This is a genomic window from Hassallia byssoidea VB512170 (assembly GCF_000817785.2).
Taxonomy (GTDB): Bacteria; Cyanobacteriota; Cyanobacteriia; order Cyanobacteriales; family Nostocaceae; genus Hassallia; species Hassallia carrinoi.
The window spans coordinates 1-20,379 of sequence record NZ_JTCM02000033.1 but is presented as its reverse complement, the minus strand read 5'-3'; the positions used below and the strand labels follow the sequence as shown (position 1 = coordinate 20,379).

The 20,379-nt window shown below is 43.4% G+C and carries 19 protein-coding genes; 9 read left to right on the top strand and 10 right to left on the bottom strand.

The window, feature by feature from the left end:
• Nucleotides 1–3: 3 nt before the first annotated feature.
• From PI95_RS16050 to speB, 5 genes are all read right to left on the bottom strand, one after another.
• On the bottom strand, nt 4–1,131 hold the full coding sequence (locus PI95_RS16050) for a geranylgeranyl reductase family protein (RefSeq protein WP_039747914.1): 1,128 nt from the start codon (nt 1,129–1,131) through the stop codon (nt 4–6).
• 468 nt (nt 1,132–1,599) lie between these two features.
• Nucleotides 1,600–2,148: a ribosome recycling factor gene (frr, locus tag PI95_RS16045; RefSeq protein WP_039747915.1), complete on the bottom strand. Its 549-nt coding sequence runs from the start codon at nt 2,146–2,148 to the stop codon at nt 1,600–1,602.
• On the bottom strand, nt 2,135–2,863 hold the full coding sequence (pyrH, locus tag PI95_RS16040) for a UMP kinase (protein WP_039747917.1): 729 nt from the start codon (nt 2,861–2,863) through the stop codon (nt 2,135–2,137). Before pyrH ends, frr begins: the two co-directional genes overlap by 14 nt.
• 70 nt (nt 2,864–2,933) lie before the next feature.
• Nucleotides 2,934–3,488 (bottom strand): thioredoxin family protein, encoded by a 555-nt coding sequence (locus PI95_RS16035; RefSeq protein ID WP_039747918.1) that lies wholly within the window; start codon nt 3,486–3,488, stop codon nt 2,934–2,936.
• 51 nt (nt 3,489–3,539) lie between these two features.
• Complete coding sequence (gene speB, locus PI95_RS16030; RefSeq protein WP_039747920.1) at nt 3,540–4,460, bottom strand: agmatinase; 921 nt, start codon at nt 4,458–4,460, stop codon at nt 3,540–3,542.
• A 237-nt stretch (nt 4,461–4,697) separates the two neighbouring features.
• Between speB and PI95_RS16025 the strand changes: the two genes are divergently transcribed.
• Entirely contained in the window at nt 4,698–5,591 is an 894-nt protein-coding gene (locus tag PI95_RS16025) for an alpha/beta fold hydrolase (protein WP_039748898.1), read from the top strand.
• 313 nt (nt 5,592–5,904) lie between these two features.
• Here PI95_RS16025 and PI95_RS16020 read toward each other — a convergent pair whose 3' ends face one another.
• Both PI95_RS16020 and PI95_RS16015 read right to left on the bottom strand, forming a co-directional pair.
• Nucleotides 5,905–7,311: an LCP family glycopolymer transferase gene (locus tag PI95_RS16020; RefSeq protein ID WP_039747922.1), complete on the bottom strand. Its 1,407-nt coding sequence runs from the start codon at nt 7,309–7,311 to the stop codon at nt 5,905–5,907.
• Between the two features lie 278 nt (nt 7,312–7,589).
• A complete protein-coding gene (locus PI95_RS16015) occupies nt 7,590–8,021 on the bottom strand; it encodes a hypothetical protein (RefSeq protein WP_039747923.1) in 432 nt (143 codons plus the stop codon).
• A gap of 108 nt (nt 8,022–8,129) precedes the next feature.
• Between PI95_RS16015 and PI95_RS16010 the strand changes: the two genes are divergently transcribed.
• Nucleotides 8,130–9,302, top strand: coding sequence for an AI-2E family transporter (locus PI95_RS16010; RefSeq protein ID WP_163518935.1), 1,173 nt, complete (start codon nt 8,130–8,132; stop codon nt 9,300–9,302).
• Nucleotides 9,303–9,552: 250 nt separating this feature from the next.
• On the opposite strand, the gene PI95_RS16005 is transcribed toward PI95_RS16010, so the two are convergent.
• Both PI95_RS16005 and PI95_RS16000 read right to left on the bottom strand, forming a co-directional pair.
• Nucleotides 9,553–10,872 (bottom strand): serpin family protein, encoded by a 1,320-nt coding sequence (locus PI95_RS16005; RefSeq protein WP_039747925.1) that lies wholly within the window; start codon nt 10,870–10,872, stop codon nt 9,553–9,555.
• A 445-nt stretch (nt 10,873–11,317) separates the two neighbouring features.
• Nucleotides 11,318–12,910, bottom strand: coding sequence for a S8 family serine peptidase (locus tag PI95_RS16000; RefSeq protein WP_039747926.1), 1,593 nt, complete (start codon nt 12,908–12,910; stop codon nt 11,318–11,320).
• Between the two features lie 44 nt (nt 12,911–12,954).
• Here PI95_RS16000 and PI95_RS15995 point away from each other — a divergent pair, with 44 nt between their 5' ends.
• Nucleotides 12,955–13,323, top strand: a complete 369-nt coding sequence (locus PI95_RS15995) for a hypothetical protein (RefSeq protein WP_163518934.1) — start codon at nt 12,955–12,957, stop codon at nt 13,321–13,323.
• Complete coding sequence (gene rpe / locus PI95_RS15990) at nt 13,304–14,011, top strand: ribulose-phosphate 3-epimerase (protein ID WP_039747927.1); 708 nt, start codon at nt 13,304–13,306, stop codon at nt 14,009–14,011. The genes PI95_RS15995 and rpe overlap by 20 nt, the downstream gene beginning before the upstream one ends.
• Nucleotides 14,012–14,167: 156 nt before the next feature.
• Here rpe and PI95_RS15985 read toward each other — a convergent pair whose 3' ends face one another.
• Nucleotides 14,168–16,666, bottom strand: a complete 2,499-nt coding sequence (locus PI95_RS15985) for a response regulator (RefSeq protein ID WP_039747929.1) — start codon at nt 16,664–16,666, stop codon at nt 14,168–14,170.
• A 212-nt stretch (nt 16,667–16,878) separates the two neighbouring features.
• On the opposite strand from PI95_RS15985, the gene PI95_RS35250 reads away from it, so the two are divergent.
• The 5 genes from PI95_RS35250 to PI95_RS15965 all read left to right on the top strand — a co-directional run bounded on the left by PI95_RS35250 (nt 16,879) and on the right by PI95_RS15965 (nt 20,273).
• Nucleotides 16,879–17,052, top strand: coding sequence for a hypothetical protein (locus PI95_RS35250; RefSeq protein WP_201280470.1), 174 nt, complete (start codon nt 16,879–16,881; stop codon nt 17,050–17,052).
• Between the two features lie 147 nt (nt 17,053–17,199).
• Nucleotides 17,200–17,361, top strand: a complete 162-nt coding sequence (locus PI95_RS15980; RefSeq protein ID WP_163518933.1) for a hypothetical protein — start codon at nt 17,200–17,202, stop codon at nt 17,359–17,361.
• Nucleotides 17,362–18,089: 728 nt separating this feature from the next.
• Nucleotides 18,090–19,103, top strand: coding sequence for an iron-containing redox enzyme family protein (locus PI95_RS15975; protein WP_236117080.1), 1,014 nt, complete (start codon nt 18,090–18,092; stop codon nt 19,101–19,103).
• Between the two features lie 87 nt (nt 19,104–19,190).
• A complete protein-coding gene (locus PI95_RS15970; protein WP_052325241.1) occupies nt 19,191–19,586 on the top strand; it encodes a hypothetical protein in 396 nt (131 codons plus the stop codon).
• A 15-nt stretch (nt 19,587–19,601) separates the two neighbouring features.
• On the top strand, nt 19,602–20,273 hold the full coding sequence (locus PI95_RS15965; RefSeq protein ID WP_039747935.1) for a cupin domain-containing protein: 672 nt from the start codon (nt 19,602–19,604) through the stop codon (nt 20,271–20,273).
• Nucleotides 20,274–20,379: the final 106 nt, after the last annotated feature.

Here is a 20,379-nt window from a genome sequence, read left to right as displayed (position 1 = left end):
CAATTACCCGCCAAAACCAGGAATGGGAACCAAACGCTTCAGCGCACGATTCACAACGTCGCCATAACGCAATTCACCACACAAAATTCTACCCATAATTTGGCTACCAGAAGGACGCTTGACACCCACCTTGTAACCAACGCCGGGAAAGCGGTAAAATGCGCCGGCTAACTTTTGCGCCCAAGCCATATCAGCACCCCATTGTTCGCCGATCGCTTCCGAATAATTTTCTAAAGCGTTCGCATCACCAGAAAGCGCTTGATGAATCGCTCCAGCTGCTAACAAACCACTAAAAATAGAAGGGCGAATACCTTCTGCTGTCATCGGATCGACGACACAAGCAGCTTCTCCTGCCAAAACCGCATTTTGGGTATGCAGTTTTTGATTGCCATCCCATAAACAAATAGGATGACCGTATTGCTTGCTAGTTTTAACATCTAGACCAAAACTTTTTCCGTACTCATCCAAAATTTTCTTAAAATCTTGAGGTTCGCCACCGATGAAAGTACCGACACCAATCGAATAACCATCAGCTTTGGGAAAGTTCCAGATATAGCCGTTTTTGACCATACCAAACTCAAAGTGGATTGTAGATTTATTCTCCACAGTTGCCGGTACTTCTGCCTCTAAAGCGCCTGCTAAACGGCGTTTGCGTTCTTTGAAACCTAACCATTTCGCCATCGGTCCCTTGGCACCGTCAGCAGCGATTAAATAGCGACCTGTAACCGGACCGTTAGCTGTATTAACTTGCCAATGGTCGCTCTTGAATTCAATTCCAGTTACTTCCGTAGAGTCTTTTAATTCAGCACCTTGCTTTTGCGCTTGCTGAATTAAGAAATGGTCAAAAACGTCGCGTCGCACCATCCAGACTGGCTCGATAGTGGCTATTTTAGTTTCTACAGGGTCGCCCATTTTCCAGGTAAAGCGGAGTTCGTCCACTTTCAGAGAAATTGCGGGGCTAAAATCAAAGTCAAACCATTGGGCGATCGCAGGCGATACCCCTCCACCACAGGGTTTGTATCTTGGCAAAGATTCTTTTTCTAAAACTAATACTGAACGTCCCTGCTTGGCTAAATGGTAAGCGGCTGTTCCACCAGCAGGTCCGGCGCCGACGATGATGCAATCATACATATGGCTGAATTTTTGCTCCTGAAGAACGTTGATTTTTGCGTTTTTATTTGTACTTTACGAGTAGATATGACCAGACTTTAACTGATTTTGGGGTTAGCTGCTAAATTTTTCACAGCCTTCAGTGTAACCGATCTAAATCTTTCTTCTAGAGCTACTATGCTCATCCGTAAATATTTGGATATAAATTTTCTCTGTTGATTAATTCCGGTTGCTTGTCAGTGCAATACCATACTTTTTTTCTGATAATTCCACTGATAACTTTAAACAATTTAAATGTTTTTTTGATGTCATCTAAATTATTTAATGAGTGTAACCGCTACTAAATTACAATTCATTAGTTCTACTGATGACAAATTTTTAGCCAAGGCTCTACGATATTTCATAAAGTTTTAATAAACATGTGAGAAAGTATGAAGGTTGAAAAATTCATCGATTATCCTTCAGCCTTCATACTTTATACTTCACACTTTAGACAGTGGTGATGTCTTTTTCTTTTTCTACCAACAAGTCGCCGATTTTGGCGGTGTACTTGTCGGTTAGTTTTTGCAATTTGTCTTGCTGGTCTTTGGCTTCATCCTCAGAGATTTCCGAGGCTTTCTCCTGCTTGCGAATTGAGTCTAGGGCATCGCGGCGGATGTTGCGAATGGCAACGCGCCCTTCTTCAGCATATTTGGCGGCGAGTTTGACAAATTCTTTACGCCGATCGCTTGTCAAAGGCGGAATATTCAGCCTAATTGTCGAACCGTCGTTACTGGGGGTTAAACCCACATCCGACATCGAAATTGCCTTTTCGATCAAGTTCATGGTATTGCGATCGTAGGGCTGAATCGCGATCGTTGTCGAATCCGGCGTGCTAATGTTTGCCAGTGATTTCATCGATGTGGGAGAACCGTAGTAGTCCACCATCACCTTATCTAGTAAACTCGCATTGGCGCGACCAGTGCGAATCGTGTTAAAAGCTCGTTGAGTTGACTCAACGGTCTTTTGCATCGTACTCTCAGCTTCATCTAATTTCACAAGAACCTCCCACAAGGGTGCCGATAGATTCTCCCATAATTGCTCGTTGAATGTTACCTCGCACCGATAAATCAAATACAAGTATGGGAATGTTATTTTCTTTACACATAGCAATCGCGGTACTATCCATTACCCGCAAATCTTGAGCCAAAACGTGCGCGTAAGTAAGGCTTTGATAGCGTTTGGCATCAGGATAGATATGGGGGTCAGCATCGTACACTCCGTCTACCTTGGTGGCTTTAAAAATCACTTCAGCATCAATTTCTGCGGCTCTTAATGCGGCAGTTGTATCAGTGGTAAAGAAAGGATTTCCAGAACCAGCGCCAAAAATTACCACCCGTCCTTTTTCAAGATGACGGATGGCACGACGACGAATATACGGTTCGGCTACTTCTTGCATAGCGATCGCAGTTTGTACCCGCGTCTGTACCCCTATTCGTTCCAGCGAGTCTTGCAGTGTCATGGCATTCATTACCGTGGCAATCATACCGATGTAGTCAGCGTTTGCCCGGTCCATACCCGCCGATGCCGCTTTCACACCACGAAAAATATTACCGCCGCCCACAACAATGGCGATCTGAACGCCTGTGGCTATCACCTCTGCTACCTCTTGTGCTATTTCTTTCACCACTTCTGGATCAATTCCATAGCCCATGTTGCCCATCAAGGCTTCACCGCTCAGTTTAAGTAAAACCCGTCGGTAATTCGTTCCCATGAAGTTACGCTTTATCAAAAAGTTGCAATTGCCTCCAATTTAAGATAGCAGTGGGCGTGACTTTCTGTCTCTAATTCCGCCAGATTAGGCGAGTACCAACAGGTGGAGTTTGCGTAATGTAAACTTCTTGACCTTGAAATAAAGAGGCGAGCGCGTTTTTTAGATATTGCTCTTTCACAGACCGGGGATCTTGCGGGTTATTATCAATTTGCCCTTTGTAGCGGACTACACCATCTTTATCTATTAAAAAAGCCATTGGTGTAACCAGCGCTCCAAAGCTGCGGCTTGTATCTTGAGTAGAGTCCCATAGATAGGGAAAGTTCAACTCATGCATGAGCGCAAAAGCTTGCATATTGTCAAAGCTTTCCGTCGGATTTTCATTGCCATCACTGCCATTCATGCCAATCAGCGAAAAACCTTGTTGAGCAAATTCCGCTTGAATTTCTTTTAGCCTATCTATATACAACCTGACATAAGGACATTGGTTGCACATGGAAATGACGCCGACAGCACGGAACTTTTCAAGATAACGCCGAAGATGGTGTACTTGTTTGTCAATTCCTGGCAATTCAAAATCTGGTGCGTAGCTTCCTACAGGAGTGTCAATTGTTTCTAGTATATTCATCTTCTTTTAGCGCCAAGAAACTAAAAACAAAAAATATAGTCATATTCAGCGTTATGTTCCAGCTTCAAACCAACCCTTAGCTAATGCTTGATACCCAATAATTTTATAGACCAGTTTGGCTGCCGTAAATTGTGAAACTACTGAATCTACTATCGGTGCTAATTCCATCACATCACAGCCGATGACATTATGTTTTTCACAAACGCGCCGCAAGAACGTCATCAAAGCATACCAATTTAAACCGCCCGGTTCTGGAGTACCAACGCCAGGAATTAAGGTAGGATCGATGCCATCTAAATCAATGGTGAGAAAAACTTTATCTGTCTGAATCGCGGAAATTGCTCGTTCCATCCAATCTGGCTGGTTAGCAATTTCCCGCGCTCGAAACACAGTTAGCTGTTTTTCTTTGATTAAGTCGGCTTCTTCTTTACAAATCGCCCGAATGCCAATTTGCACGGTAGGTAAATCCATATCGACAATTCGCCGCATTACACAAGCATGATTGTGAATTGAGCCTTCATAACTGTGGCGTAAGTCACCGTGAGCATCAATTTGCACTACCGTAAATGGTTCTGTATAATATTTGCGATATGCTTCGACAATTGCCGCAGTAATACTGTGTTCGCCACCCAAAGCAATCACGAATTTGCGATCGCCAATTAACTTAGAAACCGTTTCTTCGGTAACTTTTAGCATTTCCTCGGCGCTAATATCACCAGAGCGCGTGTCCGCAATTGTTTCATGAGTGTAAATTCCGACTTCGCAACCAGTTTCTCTATCCAGTTCTTCATCGTAATATTCCACCTGATGAGAAGCTTCCAGTATAGAATCTGGACCATTTTCACAGCCCCGGCGATAAGTGGTTGTTGCTTCGTAAGCAATGGGCAATATTACTACTTGAGATGTATCATAATTAGCAGCAACGTCACTGCCAAGAAATGGCATTACAGAAGTAGAAGTTTGTGCCAACATGATAAAAAGTTTCCTCAGTTTAGATAATACGTGACTCCTAATACTGACATAATCTAACTAATGAATGCACTATCTCTATCAAAAAGTAAGAGCTATCCTATGCTGAATTAAACTGTGAGCTTGGCACTGATGCGAATCGCTATTTATTTTAAGGTTTTATATTTTGTTAAAAAATAAAAAACAATGACGCTTGCAGCTTTTCGTTTTGCGTCCATATGTTATGCTTTTAAATTTTCTATGATCCAATCGACAACCAAACTGCCAGCAACAAAAACCTGGACTTGGCAAGGTTTTCCCATTTGCTATCAAACCCAAGGAACCGCTGGACCTGCTGTGGTCTTGGTACATGGCTTTGGTGCCTCTTGGTGGCATTGGCGGAAAAATATCCCTGTACTGGCGGAAAATTGCCGTGTCTATGCTATTGATTTGATTGGCTTTGGCGCTTCGGCTAAACCCAAGCCAGGTGAAGAAATTGCCTACACATTTGAAACTTGGGGACAGCAAATCGCTGATTTTTGCCGGGAAGTAGTGGGAGGACCCGCTTTTTTTGTGGGAAATTCTGTAGGCTGTATTGTGGTCATGCAAGCAGCGGTGGATAACCCGGATATGGCATTAGGAGTTGCTTTGCTGAACTGCTCCTTACGGCTGTTACACGATCGCAAACGAGCGACACTACCTTGGTATCGTAGCGCCGGAGCGCCCTTGCTGCAACGCCTGCTATCTATCAAACCTGTTGGCAAGTTCTTTTTTAATCAAATTGCCCAGCCGAAAACGGTGCGCTCAATTCTCCTCAAAGCTTATGCCAATTCTGAGACGGTGACAGACGAGTTAGTAGATATCTTGATGGCACCAGTAAGCGATCCGGGTGCTGTAGCTGTGTTTCTTGCCTTTACAGCTTATTCTACAGGTCCCCTACCTGAAGACCTTTTACCTCTGCTACCTTGTCCGGCAATTATTTTGTGGGGAACAGCTGACCCTTGGGAACCGTTTGAGTTAAGTAAAGAGTTAGCTAATTTCCCACAAGTGCTAAAGTTTATACCTTTAGAAGGTGTTGGGCATTGTCCCCAAGATGAAGCACCGGAGATAGTGAATCCGATTATACAGGATTGGATTGGGAAAATGTCAATTTAAGGATGAAGTATGAAGTATGAAGTATGAAGTATGAAAGTAAGAAAGTAAAAAATTCAATTTTTTTCCTTTTTCATCCTTTTTCCTTTTTTGTATCCATCTATCAACCGTACTATTTCATCCTGAAGACCTTTATCCTTCTCTTTGGAGACGCTGCTTTGAACATCCTTTTTTGGTCAAGCAATTTGAGATTTCCAATTTAGGATTTTGGATTAACATCTTGCACCAAGCTGCAACGCGAAGTGAATTTTATCGCCTGGTACAAGATGTTAATATACGGTTGTGAATTCAGTTTTTCTGACTTCTGACTTCTTGTTTAACGTTGAGGAGACACTTCCACAGGAGGAGTTTGTTGCAACCAATCCTTACCTAGCTGTATAGTGACATCAGAGCCGAGATTACCAGTACTTTCTACTCGCACTTCTCCAAATCCTAAAGAGTTGCGAATCGATTCGGCGCTGTTACCGTCTCCTTGTTGGGCGACGATGTGTGTCACTTCTAGAGGTTCACCCCAAGGTTTAGACACATAAACGTTGCGATAGCCAGCTTTTTCGAGGCTTCTAATTAAAGGTCGTAGGTTTGAGCGATCGCCACCTGTGCTATCCTGAATTGCAATTCGCAATGAACCTGGGTCAGTTGATCGTTGCTCATGTGGGGCATCCACATCAAAATTTTCAGCCATCATAGCCGCAATGCGATCGCCGTTTGGCAACCAATAGCTAGCCTCGTATTCATTCTTATCGCTAAAGCGACCGGGTACCATCAACATTTGCATATTCGAGCGATTTGTTCGCGCTCCATAACCTACTAGTGCTAACAACTCTTCAACGCTTAAGTTGGTGTCAATATGCTCTTTAACTACGTCGAGAACTTGCGGCAATTGAGCTAGTGTAGTTGGGTTGAGGCTTTGATCCATCAATGCCCGCATCACCATTTGCTGGCGCTGAATCCGACCTATATCGCCATTTTCATCATGGCGATAGCGCAACAGTTGCAAAGCTTGATCGCCATTTAAATGCTGCTTACCAGCTTTCAAGTTGATGTACAAATGCTGAGAATCATCTTGGTACTTCATATCTTTGGGGACGTAAACCGTAACGCCTCCTAAGGCATCGATCAGCTTACCAACTCCCAAAACGTTAATTCGGATATAGCGATCAATTCCCACACCGTCCAAGAGATTACTAACGGTTTTCGCAGTTAAAGCTGGACCGCCATGAGTATTTGCCGAATTAATTTTTTTAATACCATGCCCCTCTATCTCTGTACGGGTATCTCTAGGAACAGAAAGCATAACTAATTTTTTTTTCTCCGGATCGAATTTGATCAAGAGCATCACATCCGCAAGACCATCAAAGGAATTTACCTGAGGCAAGTACCTGAGATTTTTAGTTTCGGCGGGAGCGTTTTGAGTATCTGGCGGGAGTACGCTCATTCCCATAACTAATATATTGACGGGGCGAGTTAATTGAGAGAATCGCAGTCCTTGTCCGGAGATGCGATCGCTATCAAAAACTGCCGCTTCTTGGGGACTTAATTCTGCTTGCATCAATGGCGTACTCGTTAAAGACACAGCCAATAGCGCCCCGGCAGTGGCTGACACCATCGCAATACCGCTCATCCCCACCCAAAACCACAGCCAACGTCCTGATTTGGAATTTTTAGAATTATTGTTAGGGGGGTTTGTATGGTCTTCTTGCGCCGAAGTTGTTTGAATGGTCACGGACTTCCTCACACTTACTGATAAAACTCGGTAAATTTGTTACTTAAAAGCCGACAAATCAACCCATAATAGCTAACCCTTAATTATCAGTGCTAACTTTTCGATCTTTAGTGTTAACCAAAACACTTATAGCAGTATTTCTCCTTCTTTTCGGCAAATCCGGAGACGTTTTCTTGAAGTATGCTTGATTAAACCAGATTTGACTAGACCTGTTGGTAAATAATGTGTAGTTGGGAAAAAGATACGTGTAAATACGGAGTACCGCCTTTCATCCTAAATTAAGACAAATATTTATTAGTAACTCGGTTGGCAAAACGACTAAACCCTGCTATACGATTAGATTTGCCTTGAACTGTACGAACAATTAACCAGGCGCTAACCAAAAAGTAACCAGAGGTGAGAAAGCTATTGAGGAGCAGTAGACGCAAGCTGAAAAATTCTCCGGTAACCGCTCCGGCTCCTAATAAGATATACCCCAAAAGCCAGGTAAGCGCCAGAGTAATTGACAGACGACTAACATTAAGTTGTTCCCGACTGCCTCGACGACGATAAAGAGTCCACAAGGAGGGGAAAAATCCGATGACGGGAACTAAATATAAAATTAACGGCAAGGAAGAAACGTTGGCATCCTCACTGGGGATGAAAAATAAGGCTGATTTTTCTTGGCTTTCTGGCACAGATGATGAGTCATTTGGTTGTAAATTATTCATTTGGGTGAGTGCAATCCTAAACTAGAGAGATGTATGTCGGTCGTGCAGTCAGAGATAATAAGCTTTAAGGAATGATTTAATTTAGTTTTATCCGCAATCGGCTGTCATATGCAGACACGCAAGCTTCTTAACTGGTGGCAAACACTAACACCAATAGCGCGAATCGGTGCGATCGCGCTGTTCGCTCCGCTACTCGTGCTTAATGGTTGGGCGATTTCGGCAATTTTTGATTACTTTCACTCGTTGATAGTTATTTTAGTCGGAGCCTCAGTTTTAGCCTTTCTGCTTAACTATCCTGTGAGTTGGATAGAGCGTCAAGGTGGCAGACGCGAGCAAGTTGCTATTTTAGTCTTTTTACTTGCTTTATCGATTTTGTTGGCGTTGGGTGTGACGCTGATACCGCTAGCTTTGACGCAAGCGCAGCAACTAGTTGCGCGTATACCGGAGTTAATTGACTCTGGACGCTCTCAGTTAATGCTATTGAATGAGAAAGCAGATTCTCTTGGTTTCCCAATTAATCTGGAAGCTTTGGTATCACAAATCAACGATCGCGTCAAAGGACAATTACAGGCGATCGCTTCACAAGTTCTGAATCTAGCTGTAGTTACCCTCACTAGCCTGCTAGACTTTCTCTTAACAATGGTTTTAACTTTCTATCTGTTGCAGCATGGCGATGAACTCTGGCAAAGTTTGGTAGATTGGTTGCCTACCAAATTCCGAGAGCCTTTTTCTGATACAGTACGTCTGAGCTTTCAAAATTTCTTTATCACTCAGTTGATTATCTCGACTTGTATGGCTTCAGCCCTCATACCGACTTTTTTGTGGCTGAAAGTTCCATTTGGTTTGCTGTTTGGCTTAACTATTGGCATTATGGCTCTCATTCCCTATGGCGGTTCTGTGGGTATCGCCTTAACTACCTTACTTGTAGCTTTACAAGATTTCTCGATGGGGGTAAGAGTATTGATTGCAGCCGTAATTGTACAACAAATTCTGGAAAACTTGATTGCTCCGCGAATTTTGGGGAGTTTTACTGGTTTAAATCCGGTTTGGCTGCTGGTTTCGGTTTTGACCGGTGCGAGAGTTGGCGGATTGCTAGGTGTAATTTTAGCAGTCCCAAGTGCAGTTGTAATTAAAACGGCTTTAAGCGCTCTGCGTCCTGGTCTTGGTAGCGATAGTGAAACGGTTGCTTCTACAGAAGAGGTAAATGCACTTGCTGGTACTGAAGAAAGCTCAAAAACTGAATCAAAAAATCTAAGCGTTTCTAAAGCCACATTGCCTTAAGGTAGTCAGCGTCATTCAAAATTCTTTTCTTACTCCCTTAGAGCGACAAAATTACCTATATTCTTCTTTCTTTTCTTCGTTTGTGTCCTTCTCCTTCTCCTATCAAAGACGCTACGCGAACGGAGACGCTAGCCTGCGGCAACGCCAAGGGCGAACGCGAACGTGTCTTTGCGGTTCGTTAATAGGTAATCTACCCTGCACCGAACGCCTTGCGGCGAACAAGCATGACAGAAGTAATGCGTGAATCGTTTTACCGTGGCTCGACAATTGAACCCATAAATAAAACGCTACCTGTTTGATTATCCCTTACCGCACAGAAAAACGGACGGTCAACAATCATCCGAAATGGCTTTGGTTTCTCGACGGCTGATGTTGGTACTATCTCCACAGAAGTCGCTGCTGCCGCTTCTGTACCTTCTTCATTTACCTCAACAAAGGTTTTATGTTTAACTTGGCTGATGGCGAGATTTTTACCCATAGCCGAAAAATTCGCTCTCCGGCTGAAAGCTTCTCCCATGCCTAAATCGGTAAGGGCATCGTTGAGAGTAATGTCATAATTGATTTTAAAACGGGGCAAGCGAACAAATCCTTCTTGTTTGCTGAATTGAGCCATCCATTTTTCCCAGTTGTCAGAATTCAAGTTTTCATAAAAGGCTTTTGAGTTATTCTCTTTCGGCAAGAAAACATATAAGCTAATTTTACCATCTTTGCCGTAAGGTAAACTCACTGCTTGAAATTGTTCATTTTCTAAATATCTGTAGTCACCCGTTCGCGACATCATCAGGTGTTGTTTTTGTTTGTCAGATGCTATGTAAAAAGGATATTCAGCGGTTTGGTTTTTATCAAATTCGTTACTCCAGTTGCCTTTGAAGTAGATGGCATTAATTAGAAATAATACTTGCTCTGGTTCAATTGTTTCGACTATTTTGTTGATTTTGCCGCGTGTATTCTCATTTACCCAAGTATTGATTACACCTGATGAACGCGAGTCTTTAAAGTCCAAATTTGTGACTTTAGCTTTGTAAAAATCTTTGTTTCTCTGGATAAATTCGGATTTAAAGCTAGTATCTTTGTTTGCCCAAAGCGAGTTAGCAATTGTTAGCTGCACTTTTGGGTCAGGATTTTCTAAAAGGATTTTTAAAGCCGCGTTAGAGGAGTTTATTTCTTCTAAACTTATGCCTTGTAACTCTAACGCTTTCGCCATTGCTTGCTGGGTAGAACCACTCGCACCATTGTAAGTCATGGCAAGAGCGATCGCTACACTAGAAGGAGAAATAAAAATGTTATCTTTGCTATCCTTTTTCAAAACTTCTGAAAACAGTTTGAAACTAAATTTTGTATTAGCCGCAACGACTTTTGTATCAGGTGTGACTGTTTTTTTAGTTGATGGTGATTCTGTCGGTAAAGGAGATTTCGCCAGCGCACTTGTACTGTCGTTGACCTGAGAACATCCTAATACACCCATAAGCATAACTCCTGCTGCTGCCAGAACATAACGCCTACCCAAGCGCACACCGTAGCGTCTTTGGAGGAAATTTTCCTTGACACTATTAAATTTTTGTCGATGCATTTTTCTACCTCACTCGCCAAATATTTTTTGTAAGCTGTCAGTCAAGATTGACCATTATTTATGTGTCAATTGTTAACTATCGCATTAAAAACAAGAAAAATATAGAGCGGTTACAGTTTTTGCAACAGCTAAGTAAGTAATAGGAATTAAATACAACTTGTAAGTTATGCTAATTGTTAATTGCTGATAAAAGCGATAATGCAGATTTATGCTCAATCAGCTTTATTTTTCTCGATTTTCTGCTTTTTTATAAATTGTATTTTAAAATACGAAATGACAAAACAAAACTAGTTTTTTTGTTAGTGGTAATAAATAAAGCAGGGGGCAGTTCTTGCTGGGGGCAGTTCTTGCTGGGGGACAAGGGGGACAAGGGGGAGAAAAATTTTGCCCTATGTTCATTGCCCATTGCCCTATGCCCATTGCCCATTGCCCAATGCCCAATGCCCTATTTACCAGATACACCCCACCAAGCTAAAGCGAAAGGCTGAACAGATTGGTTTACTTTTTGGCGAAACTGGACGCGGATTTTGTAATTGCCGGTAGCCGGAACAGGGCAGAAGATGTGTTCTACGCTATCAACTGGGCTGATGGAGGAGCAAACTGCACCTGCGATATTGTCTTTAGCATCGGCTTTGACTAGATACAAGTCGAGATTGTTCAAACCGCGATCGCGAAAATCCTCACCGACATCAAATAACTTGTTTTGATTTTTATCCTCTAGCTCTACCAACCGATCCCAGGCGAGAGTGACAGCAACAAAACTTCCTTGCACTAACGGCTTTGCTATGGTATAATCCACAGATGCCCCAGCATCCAATGTCCGATAATCCCAACCAATTGCAGGTACGGCAGCGGATGGACTTGATTGACCAAGACTAAATTGCTGGTAGGCACGAAATGCATTTAAATGACCGGCTCCCATTTGCGGATCGAGGGGAATTTTTGGATTGCTATAAGCTAATGATGTCAGCCAGTCGCGATTTTGTTTATCAATTAGCGTCCGGCTCATTCCCAACCGCAAGCCATTACCAGTATCTTGAATTTTGTCTGCGGAATTTAGCAATACAGCTTTCATCACTTCATGACGGCGAGAGGCTATGCTCCAGTTAGGTTGTTTTGTCCGCAATTGTTTGTCGCCAAATTCCTGCAACAAAGCAATAGTACCCGCTACGTGAGGCGCTGCAAAACTTGTACCCGTGACTTTGTTGACTTTGCCATCTGGATTAACCAAAGGAATGTTACTCCCAGGAGCAACTAAGCTAATAGAAGGACGCCCATCAAGATTAAACTCCTTTCCTGCTAGCCTAGTTGCCACTCCTTCGTTAGCAGCAGCCAAATTGGAAACATCAACTTTATTAAAAATGTTTCCTTTGCGAGAAGAGAAAGCGACGTTGATTGCATTAAAATTGTCTGTAGGGATGGGGATGCCCCCTTTACCTTGGTTGCCAGCGATCGCATACACAACATCATGAACCCGGCTCGACCAGTCAATACATAATGTTAGTAAAGCGTTACCATCTAAAGTCGCTTCCGGTCGCGGATCGCGGGTGAGAGGTTCACCAAAACTGAAGTTAATCGCGCGGACATCACCACCATTTTGCATCGCGATGTGCTGCGCTGATAAACACTCTTCTGGCTGACCCATGTTTTTCGTCGAACCTACCGCAGATGAATAGAGCCGCGCTCCTGGAGCTATACCCGGTAAAGCTTTGTCTCGACTGACCATCACACCAGCCACATTGTAAGCGTGGGGGTCAACACCACTATTTGATTTAGCCGGTCTATTGCGTAAAAATACTCCTGCTAACGATACTGCTGTATTTTTAGACACCGCTTTATCCCAGCCAAACTTTCCCGGACGCCCAATTTCAACTTGACCAATCGCAATCTTGCGACCAGTTAAGTTATATGGAGCTTTTTGTAACCTAAGAGCATCAATACCGTTAGTGCCGATAGAAGTAACTATAGCAGCGAGTGCCGGCGCACCGAAACAAGAAGCACTCAATCCCCAAATTATCCAGGTAAATTTTTTGACCATTGTCAATTGTTAGTTGTTATTTGTTAGTTGATGGGAATGGGGCATTGGGCATTGGGGAGGCAGTGCGTTCGGTCGCCAGACTTGAAGCACCTGCCGTCATTGGGCATGGGGCATTGGGCATGGGGCATGGGGCATTTTTTCCCCTTGTCCACGCCAGTCGCTACAACGGAGGGAACCTCCCTTCGGGTTCGCCAGTCGCCTGCGGAGGGAAACCCTCCCGCAGCGCTGGTCTCACCGCAACGCGCTGGCTCCCCTTGTCTCCTTGTCCCCCACTCCCCCCACTCCCCCACTCCCCACTCCCCACTCCCCACTCCCCCATCAAATCGATGAGCGCTGGGTCAAGATTTTGTTACAATGCTCACAAGACGAGGACGCTTAAATTTGCCACTAGCCATGACCCAAAACCTATCTAAAAAGCCGATTGTAATTGCCCCATCTATCTTATCAGCCGATTTTAGTCGTCTAGGAGACGAAATTCGCGCCGTAGACGCGGCTGGAGCAGATTGGATTCATGTTGATGTAATGGACGGTCGTTTTGTACCTAATATTACGATAGGTCCTCTGGTTGTGGAGGCGATTCGTCCGGTGACGACAAAGCCTCTGGATGTCCACTTGATGATTGTGGAACCAGAAAAGTATGTTGAAGACTTTGCCAAAGCAGGGGCAGATCATATTTACGTTCATGCAGAACATAATGCTTCCCCTCACCTGCACCGTACTTTAGGGCAAATCAAAGAGGTTGGTAAGAAAGCTGGTGTTGTACTCAACCCAGGTAGCCCTTTAGAGTTAATTGAATATTGCTTGGAATTGTGCGATTTAGTGTTAATTATGAGTGTTAACCCAGGCTTTGGCGGTCAAAGCTTCATTCCTGGAGTCGTACCCAAAATCCGCAAGCTGCGCTCAATGTGCGATGAACGCGGTTTAGACCCGTGGATTGAAGTGGATGGGGGACTGAAAGCTAATAATACTTGGCAGGTTTTGGAAGCTGGTGCAAATGCGATCGTTGCTGGTTCAGCTGTGTTTAACGCTCCTGATTATGCTGAGGCTATTAAAGCTATTCGCAACAGTAAGCGTCCTTCGCCAGAACTAGCAAAAGTTTAACTCTAAGTGCCCAACACCCTAGAAGGGTGTGGCTACATGTACAAAGCCTGCGGAGGCAGGCTCAAATCTTCATAGCCTGCCTCCGCAGGCTTTGTTTTTAGAGCCAGCGGCTTATAGCCTGTGGGGTATTTTGCACATTTTGGATGCTCATGTCAATTAAAGCGTTTGATTTTTCTTGAGCTGATTGGCAACTTGATATAGAGATTGTAGAGTTACTCCGTCAGTCGGATACTCAGCTAAACCAAAATCAAAGTTAACTTGAAAACGGCTGCTATCTGGTGCGGTGAAGACTTGCTGCCGTAAAGTAGTCATAAATTCCCAAAAGCGATGTTTGACAGCAAGCTTTTCTGCGTCGATGTCTGCTGGTTGTTTGGTGAAAATCGGCATCGCTACGACAAACTCGCCGTTACCCCAGTATCCCAACACTTCTGCTTCCCGAAAAGCTGCACAGAACAGATGACCCCACCGCTGTAAAATATTATTGCCTGTAGTGTGACCGTATTGGAGATTAATTTGTGGCAATTCAGTTAAAGCGAATATTGCCAAACAGAAAGAATTAGGAACATTTGCATCTTCATCCTTTATACTTTTGATGAGAAGTTCTAAGTCACGGCTCGATTGAGCTTGATTCGCCAGTTTGGTTAAAGCGTCTTTGGTGGAGAGGTTTCGCAGTAAGCGAGAACGTTCTAGACGATTGGTGATTCGGGTTAGTAGTTCTGCTGGTACAACTGGCTTGTTGAGGTAGTCGTCTGCACCAATGGTAAATATCTGCTGGATGTAAAAGCGATCGCTCGAAGCCGTCAGAAACAAAATCGGCAATCCTTGCCATTGAGGGTCAGCACGAACTGCTTGACAAAGTTCAATCCCACTAACTTGCGGCATATCTATATCTAAAATCAGCAAATCCGGAACAGTAGACCGCAGCACTTCCCAAAAACGTAAGGGGTCATCCAATCCCGTCATCCGTATACCCCAAGGTGACAACATCGGGCGCAGTGCTGCCAGAAATACCGGATCGTCATCGACTGCTAATATATTTACAGCTAAGGACTGAGTACGCTGCAATAATTGCGTTGCCATATCCCAAATTTGAGCAGCAGTCACAGGTCTAACTAAAAATCCGTGTCCTCCAAGACGAGCTATTGTAACTCGATTCAACAGCTTATCAGCAGAAGCAAGTACTATTGTTGGTATAAATGGTGTCCTAACTGCTAATTGCGAGAGCAGCGCCAAACTATCTTCTTGCTTTTCCTCTGCATCCACTGCCAGCACTACTAAATCTGGTGAATGAGACTGAAGCCAGGTTTTTGCTAACTCTAAGTTTGCTATTTGTTTCCAAGTTAAATCCACCGAATGCGCTAATTCCTGTAAATCTCGGTATAAATTTGCGTCAGAATCAATTAACAACAGTCGAGATGTTTCTGCATCGGTAGAAAATTCTGGCTCACCCAAATTCAGCAAATCAGTTAATTCTGACACCAAAGACACCAGCTTACATTCCCACACCGAAAGTCCTTGTCCCCCTAGTCCCCCTAGTCCCCCTTGTCCTCCTTGTCCCCCTTGTCCCCTTGTCTCCTTGTCTCCTTGTCCCCTCCTCTGCCCTAAATTTTCATCCTCCAACAAAATTTCCTCAATTTCTCGTGCCAACACAGTTCCGGCTTCCCGGTCAAACATCCCCAATACACCTGCTAGCTTGTGCGCTGCTTGCCTTGCATCCTCGCGTAACTCTGGGGTAAGCGTTTTGGTCTGTATTGCCGTTGCTGCTGTTTGCAGAGCCTTTAAGCGTTGAATCATCAACCCTTGATATTGCTGCCACAGCTTACTCATTCCTTGGTTGAACTGCTGTTCGAGCGATTGGGATGGAGATGGGGAGAGGGGGGGATGGGGAGAGGGGGAGAAAGAATTGTCCCCTTGTCCCCTTGTCTCCTTGTCTCCAAGGAGTCCCCCTGCCCCCTGCCCCCTGCCCCCTGCCTCCTTCTCTCCTACTCCTTCCTTCAGCCGATATCCTAAACCGTAGACGTTCTCAATCCAATCTACGGCGCCGGCTTTTTTCAACTTCTGCCGCAATCCTTTAATATGTGCTTTAACGCTTTCTTCTAAAGGTGGATCGTCAAATGTCCACAGATGCTCAACTAATTGTCCGCGACTGAATACCCGTGAGGGGTTTCGCAGAAATATTTCCAACAGAGTATATTCTTTGGGGGTTAATGCTACAGGTTTTTCTTTGTAAGTTACATCGCAACTACGAGGATCTAAACGTAAATTCCCTACTTGTAGGACGGTTGTGGGGGAAACTTCACCACGTCGCAGCAATACTCGTAAGCGTGCGTGAAGTTCTGCTAAATCTAGAGGTTTGATTAGATAGTCGTCTGCACCTGCATCTAGTCCACGAATGCGATCGCTACTGGCATCTTTGGCAGTGATCAGTAAAATCGGGATGGAGGAACCCTCAGCGCGTAATCGCTGGCATAACTTAATGCCATCGAGTATGGGGAGTCCCACATCCGTGAGAATTAGGTCATAGTTTGCACTTTGGGCATATTCCCAACCGCTTTGACCATCCTGAACTGCATCGACGATATAGTGCTGACTGGTAAGAGATTGCAACAGCACCTCAAGCAAAACTTCGTCATCTTCAATCAACAAAATTCGCATGGCATTTATGCGTACTTACCTTTGACAATCTTCTCATAAGATGTGCGATCGCTCCCGTGTTTCAAAAAAAAGATTTGCTCTTCCCTAGTTCTTCTCGATCACTCTCTAAATTTAAAAATATAGAACGATTGAGTCTAACTCAAGACTTGAGAGACTAAGCAGGTATGTAGCTTTAGGTGCAAATTTTCTTCTTATCAAGGAGATGAAACCATATGCAAGTTCATTACAAAAAGGTGTTATTCGACCTCGCATTTTGGCTAATAACTGAAGTCATCCTAAATTTGGTTGGACTCGATGACCTGGCAAACTACAGCGAATTTATCTTCGCCAACGATAGTACAAAATTTAGCAGTTATTCCCATCAAATAGCAATTCAACTTAGTTAATTTATGTTTACGGAGCAAAACTTATGTCTGTTAAGCATCACTTTTAGAGCGATTATTCCGTTAACTAATTATTGGTAGTAGACATAAAATTCAGCCCATGCCTGGAAAGTTCTAGGTATGGGCTTTATCTTTGCTCGGCAAAATAATATGGCTGACAGAACTTCTCAAAGTTTTTTTAAAAATGGCGATCGCTCTTCTCTAGTTCTTCTCGATCCCTCTCTAAAGTTAAAAGTATCGAAGGCAGAGACGGCATCAAACAAGAGCGAGATTACCACACAGCAAGCCACTCAACGAGTCAGTGCTTCTTAATAATCTACTTATTGAAGAAATCCTACTCTCCTATTCTCGATGTAAAAACTAGTAAACATTCAAACAAGGAAATACTCAACTATGCTACTCAACAAACAAAAATTATTCTTCAAAGCTAATTCTTTATCCACAAAAGAGATTCAATCTTCATCTGTAATTGAGCAGATAACAAACAACTATCTCAACTCGTCCATAGATTCTTTCAAAAAAAGTCGTTTAAGTGGAAAATGGGAGATTGAAAATGGTAAGTTAGTTTGCAAGTGGTTAATTGAGTGAATTAATTTAGCAGATTTCAGCGAATCATTTAGAATAATTATTTTAATTTTTAGATCCCCGACTTATCCAAAAAGTCGGGGATCTTCTTTTTTCAGCAAAAAAATATTTTCACAAATTGCATTTTACTCCCTAGTTCTTCTCGATTGCTATCTAAAGTTCAAAACATGAAAGGCAGAGAGAACATCAAATCTGAGAGATTACCAAACAGTAGTTTAACAAGCCAGTGCTTTTTACTAATACTCACGGGCGATGTAAAACTCTACTCAATGGAGAAGTCAAACCTTCCCTAGTTCTTCTCGATTTATCTCTAAAGTTAAAACAGTTGAGCTAAAAGCTTAATAGCTAACAGCTAACGAGTAACTTTTTCACCTTTTTGTTAATGCGTAGGTTCTAATTAGTTTTACCAAGGAAGAAAGACAATGTTGAAATTAAATTCCTCTGAAAGAGTATCCATGAAATCTGACGATTCACAGATTAATTCCTGGGAAGTACTTAAGCAGTATTTTAAGGAGTATGTATACCCCGTCGAGCAAGTCGAAAATTTGGCACATGAAGCTTTTCAAAATAAAAGAGGTTCTGCTTGGCAAAAAATTCAGTTCCTTTTATTTGACATGAACTTGCGCTTAATGCGAGAGGGGTTTGGGTTAGGAACTCCCCGCTTCTTCAGAGAATGGGAACTTCGCCACCTGATTGAGCAGCTTGAGCAGCAATACTTACCCCAAGAGCAACTTCCTCCTGAAGTCACGAGCGTTGAAGTTTTCATGCCGTGGCTGAAAGAGCGGATTAGCCAGCATCGTGTCAACCATCATCCATTATTTAAACTGTTTGATAGCGATAATTTGAGCGATGAAGAAGTCCGCTACTTCCTTGCCAATTACCGAGTTAACATGCAACGCTTTCACCTGCACGTTGCCGCCTTCAGCCTGATTGTGCCCTTTGAGATGCGCGAAGAACTTTATCACAATCTCTATGACGAGTTTGGTCAGGGGAATTTCGCTGAGGCTCATCCCAATTTATTTGAACCCTTAATGGATTACTTCGGTGGAGCGCGGGAAGAGGATATTAACCCAGAAACTTGTAATCTACTCAATACCAAAATTAACCTCTGCTGGTTTGCCGATGGACTTCATTACGGTATTGGTGGGATGGGAGCTTTGGAATTAGCAATTCCCCTGCAACAGCGCCGAGTTTTGGCACATCTGCGTCGTCGTGGTTTGAGTGAAGACATGGTGAAATTCTTTGTCGTTCACTGCGAACTTGATGAAGACCACGGGGAGGGATGGTTCGCTGCGGGAATGCCTTACATGCACACTTGTGAAGACTTGCAAAAGGTGTTCTCTGCTGCGATGCGGATGCTCGAAGCCAGAGCCGGAGTTTATGACGGTATTCTTAAGGGCATTTTGTCAAGCCGCAACCAAGCCGACAATCATACTCTTTGCCGCCTAAACGCCTTACGTGGTGTTTGAAATGCTTAAAGCCGAAGTGCAAGTAGATTGCGGTTACGGCTTAAGCATTGGTGGCAGTACCAACAATCGCGAAAAGGAATACAAGCTATGCCGCTCATAACACTAAAGGCTAATAAGATATTTTCTGAGAATATCAGAGGTAAGCTTGCTGAAAGTTTATCTCTGATAACTGAGAAAACTCTTCGCAAAAATAAAAAATTAATTGTTGTTTGTTTTGAAGCCGCCGATCGCCAAGCGCAATGGTATGTAGGCGGTGCTGTTAAAAGTGATGATGAAGCAATTTTTGAGTTGAGTATTATTGTCACAAAAGGAACAAATACCGACGAAGAAAAAGCTCTTTGGATAGCACAAGCCTGGAAACTCGTTACAGAGGCTCTTGGCAGTGCTATCCACCCCAACTATATTTCGATTCAGGAAATAGATGGAAAAAGCTGGGGTTACAACGGTCTTAGCCAGGAACAAAGAAAAATTCAATCAACCTAAATAAAGAGCAAGCAAATGTCACAGAACGACCAAATGTCAAAAAGACCCCCTACACTAAAACTGGACAAAACCGGACAGCCTTGTATTAAAGATCCTCAAAACTCCACGACTATTTCAGAAGAAGGCTGTCCGGTTTTGTCTGATTTTTTGGAACCCCCATTGGGATACAACGGCACAAATAAAGGTGAGGGTCCTATTCCAAGAAATAGCCAATTGATGAGCAATGGTCAAGTAAAATTCGACCCATTCCCATACAATTCCATCAACGACAGGGAATTTAAGTTCTTGGGTATGGAAAATGTTTCCTTGCCTACTGATCTTGAGTTCGTGCCCTATCATCCAGAGGTGAGAAAAGGTGTTGAGATTCACACAATCTTTAGTTTGGTAGACCAAGACCCGCAAGGTCCCGATGCTGCAATTCTTAAATATGAGGCTGGTGCATTTGTTGCCTTGCATGAACATATAGGGTATGAAATGGTACTAGTGTTAACCGGGGATTATATTGAGAATGGTGTCACGTTCAAGCCCGGATCATTAATACTTCGCTCACCAGGCACCTTTCATACAATGGCTTCTATCAATGGCTGCACCATTTTGGCTACGCGTTATATCAAGGTCAAGCAGCGTCCTGATTTGTGGAACGAGTTTGCTGTACTGCACGAAGATGTTAAGCCTGTTTCAGAATAGTCATTCGTAGGGTTTCACAAACACTCTTTCACTCATTGACAGCCAACATCTGTAAAATGTCGTGGGGTGTTGAGGATCTAGTAAACGAACTATGAGTGCCATTTTT

Excerpts from the sequence above, each read along its gene's own strand:
- pyrH (WP_039747917.1), bottom strand. The coding sequence starts at position 2,863 with ATGGGAACGAATTACCGACGGGTTTTACTTAAACTGAGCGGTGAAGCC.
- PI95_RS15965 (WP_039747935.1), top strand. The coding sequence starts at position 19,602 with ATGTCACAGAACGACCAAATGTCAAAAAGACCCCCTACACTAAAACTG.
- PI95_RS15970 (WP_052325241.1), top strand. The coding sequence starts at position 19,191 with ATGCCGCTCATAACACTAAAGGCTAATAAGATATTTTCTGAGAATATC.
- PI95_RS15975 (WP_236117080.1), top strand. The coding sequence starts at position 18,090 with ATGAAATCTGACGATTCACAGATTAATTCCTGGGAAGTACTTAAGCAG.
- PI95_RS16035 (WP_039747918.1), bottom strand. The coding sequence starts at position 3,488 with ATGAATATACTAGAAACAATTGACACTCCTGTAGGAAGCTACGCACCA.
- rpe (WP_039747927.1), top strand. The coding sequence starts at position 13,304 with ATGACCCAAAACCTATCTAAAAAGCCGATTGTAATTGCCCCATCTATC.
- PI95_RS15980 (WP_163518933.1), top strand. The coding sequence starts at position 17,200 with ATGGCTGACAGAACTTCTCAAAGTTTTTTTAAAAATGGCGATCGCTCT.
- PI95_RS16010 (WP_163518935.1), top strand. The coding sequence starts at position 8,130 with ATGCAGACACGCAAGCTTCTTAACTGGTGGCAAACACTAACACCAATA.
- PI95_RS15985 (WP_039747929.1), bottom strand. The coding sequence starts at position 16,666 with ATGCGAATTTTGTTGATTGAAGATGACGAAGTTTTGCTTGAGGTGCTG.
- PI95_RS16015 (WP_039747923.1), bottom strand. The coding sequence starts at position 8,021 with ATGAATAATTTACAACCAAATGACTCATCATCTGTGCCAGAAAGCCAA.
- speB (WP_039747920.1), bottom strand. The coding sequence starts at position 4,460 with ATGTTGGCACAAACTTCTACTTCTGTAATGCCATTTCTTGGCAGTGAC.
- PI95_RS16050 (WP_039747914.1), bottom strand. The coding sequence starts at position 1,131 with ATGTATGATTGCATCATCGTCGGCGCCGGACCTGCTGGTGGAACAGCC.
- PI95_RS16005 (WP_039747925.1), bottom strand. The coding sequence starts at position 10,872 with ATGCATCGACAAAAATTTAATAGTGTCAAGGAAAATTTCCTCCAAAGA.
- PI95_RS35250 (WP_201280470.1), top strand. The coding sequence starts at position 16,879 with ATGCAAGTTCATTACAAAAAGGTGTTATTCGACCTCGCATTTTGGCTA.
- PI95_RS16025 (WP_039748898.1), top strand. The coding sequence starts at position 4,698 with ATGATCCAATCGACAACCAAACTGCCAGCAACAAAAACCTGGACTTGG.
- PI95_RS16000 (WP_039747926.1), bottom strand. The coding sequence starts at position 12,910 with ATGGTCAAAAAATTTACCTGGATAATTTGGGGATTGAGTGCTTCTTGT.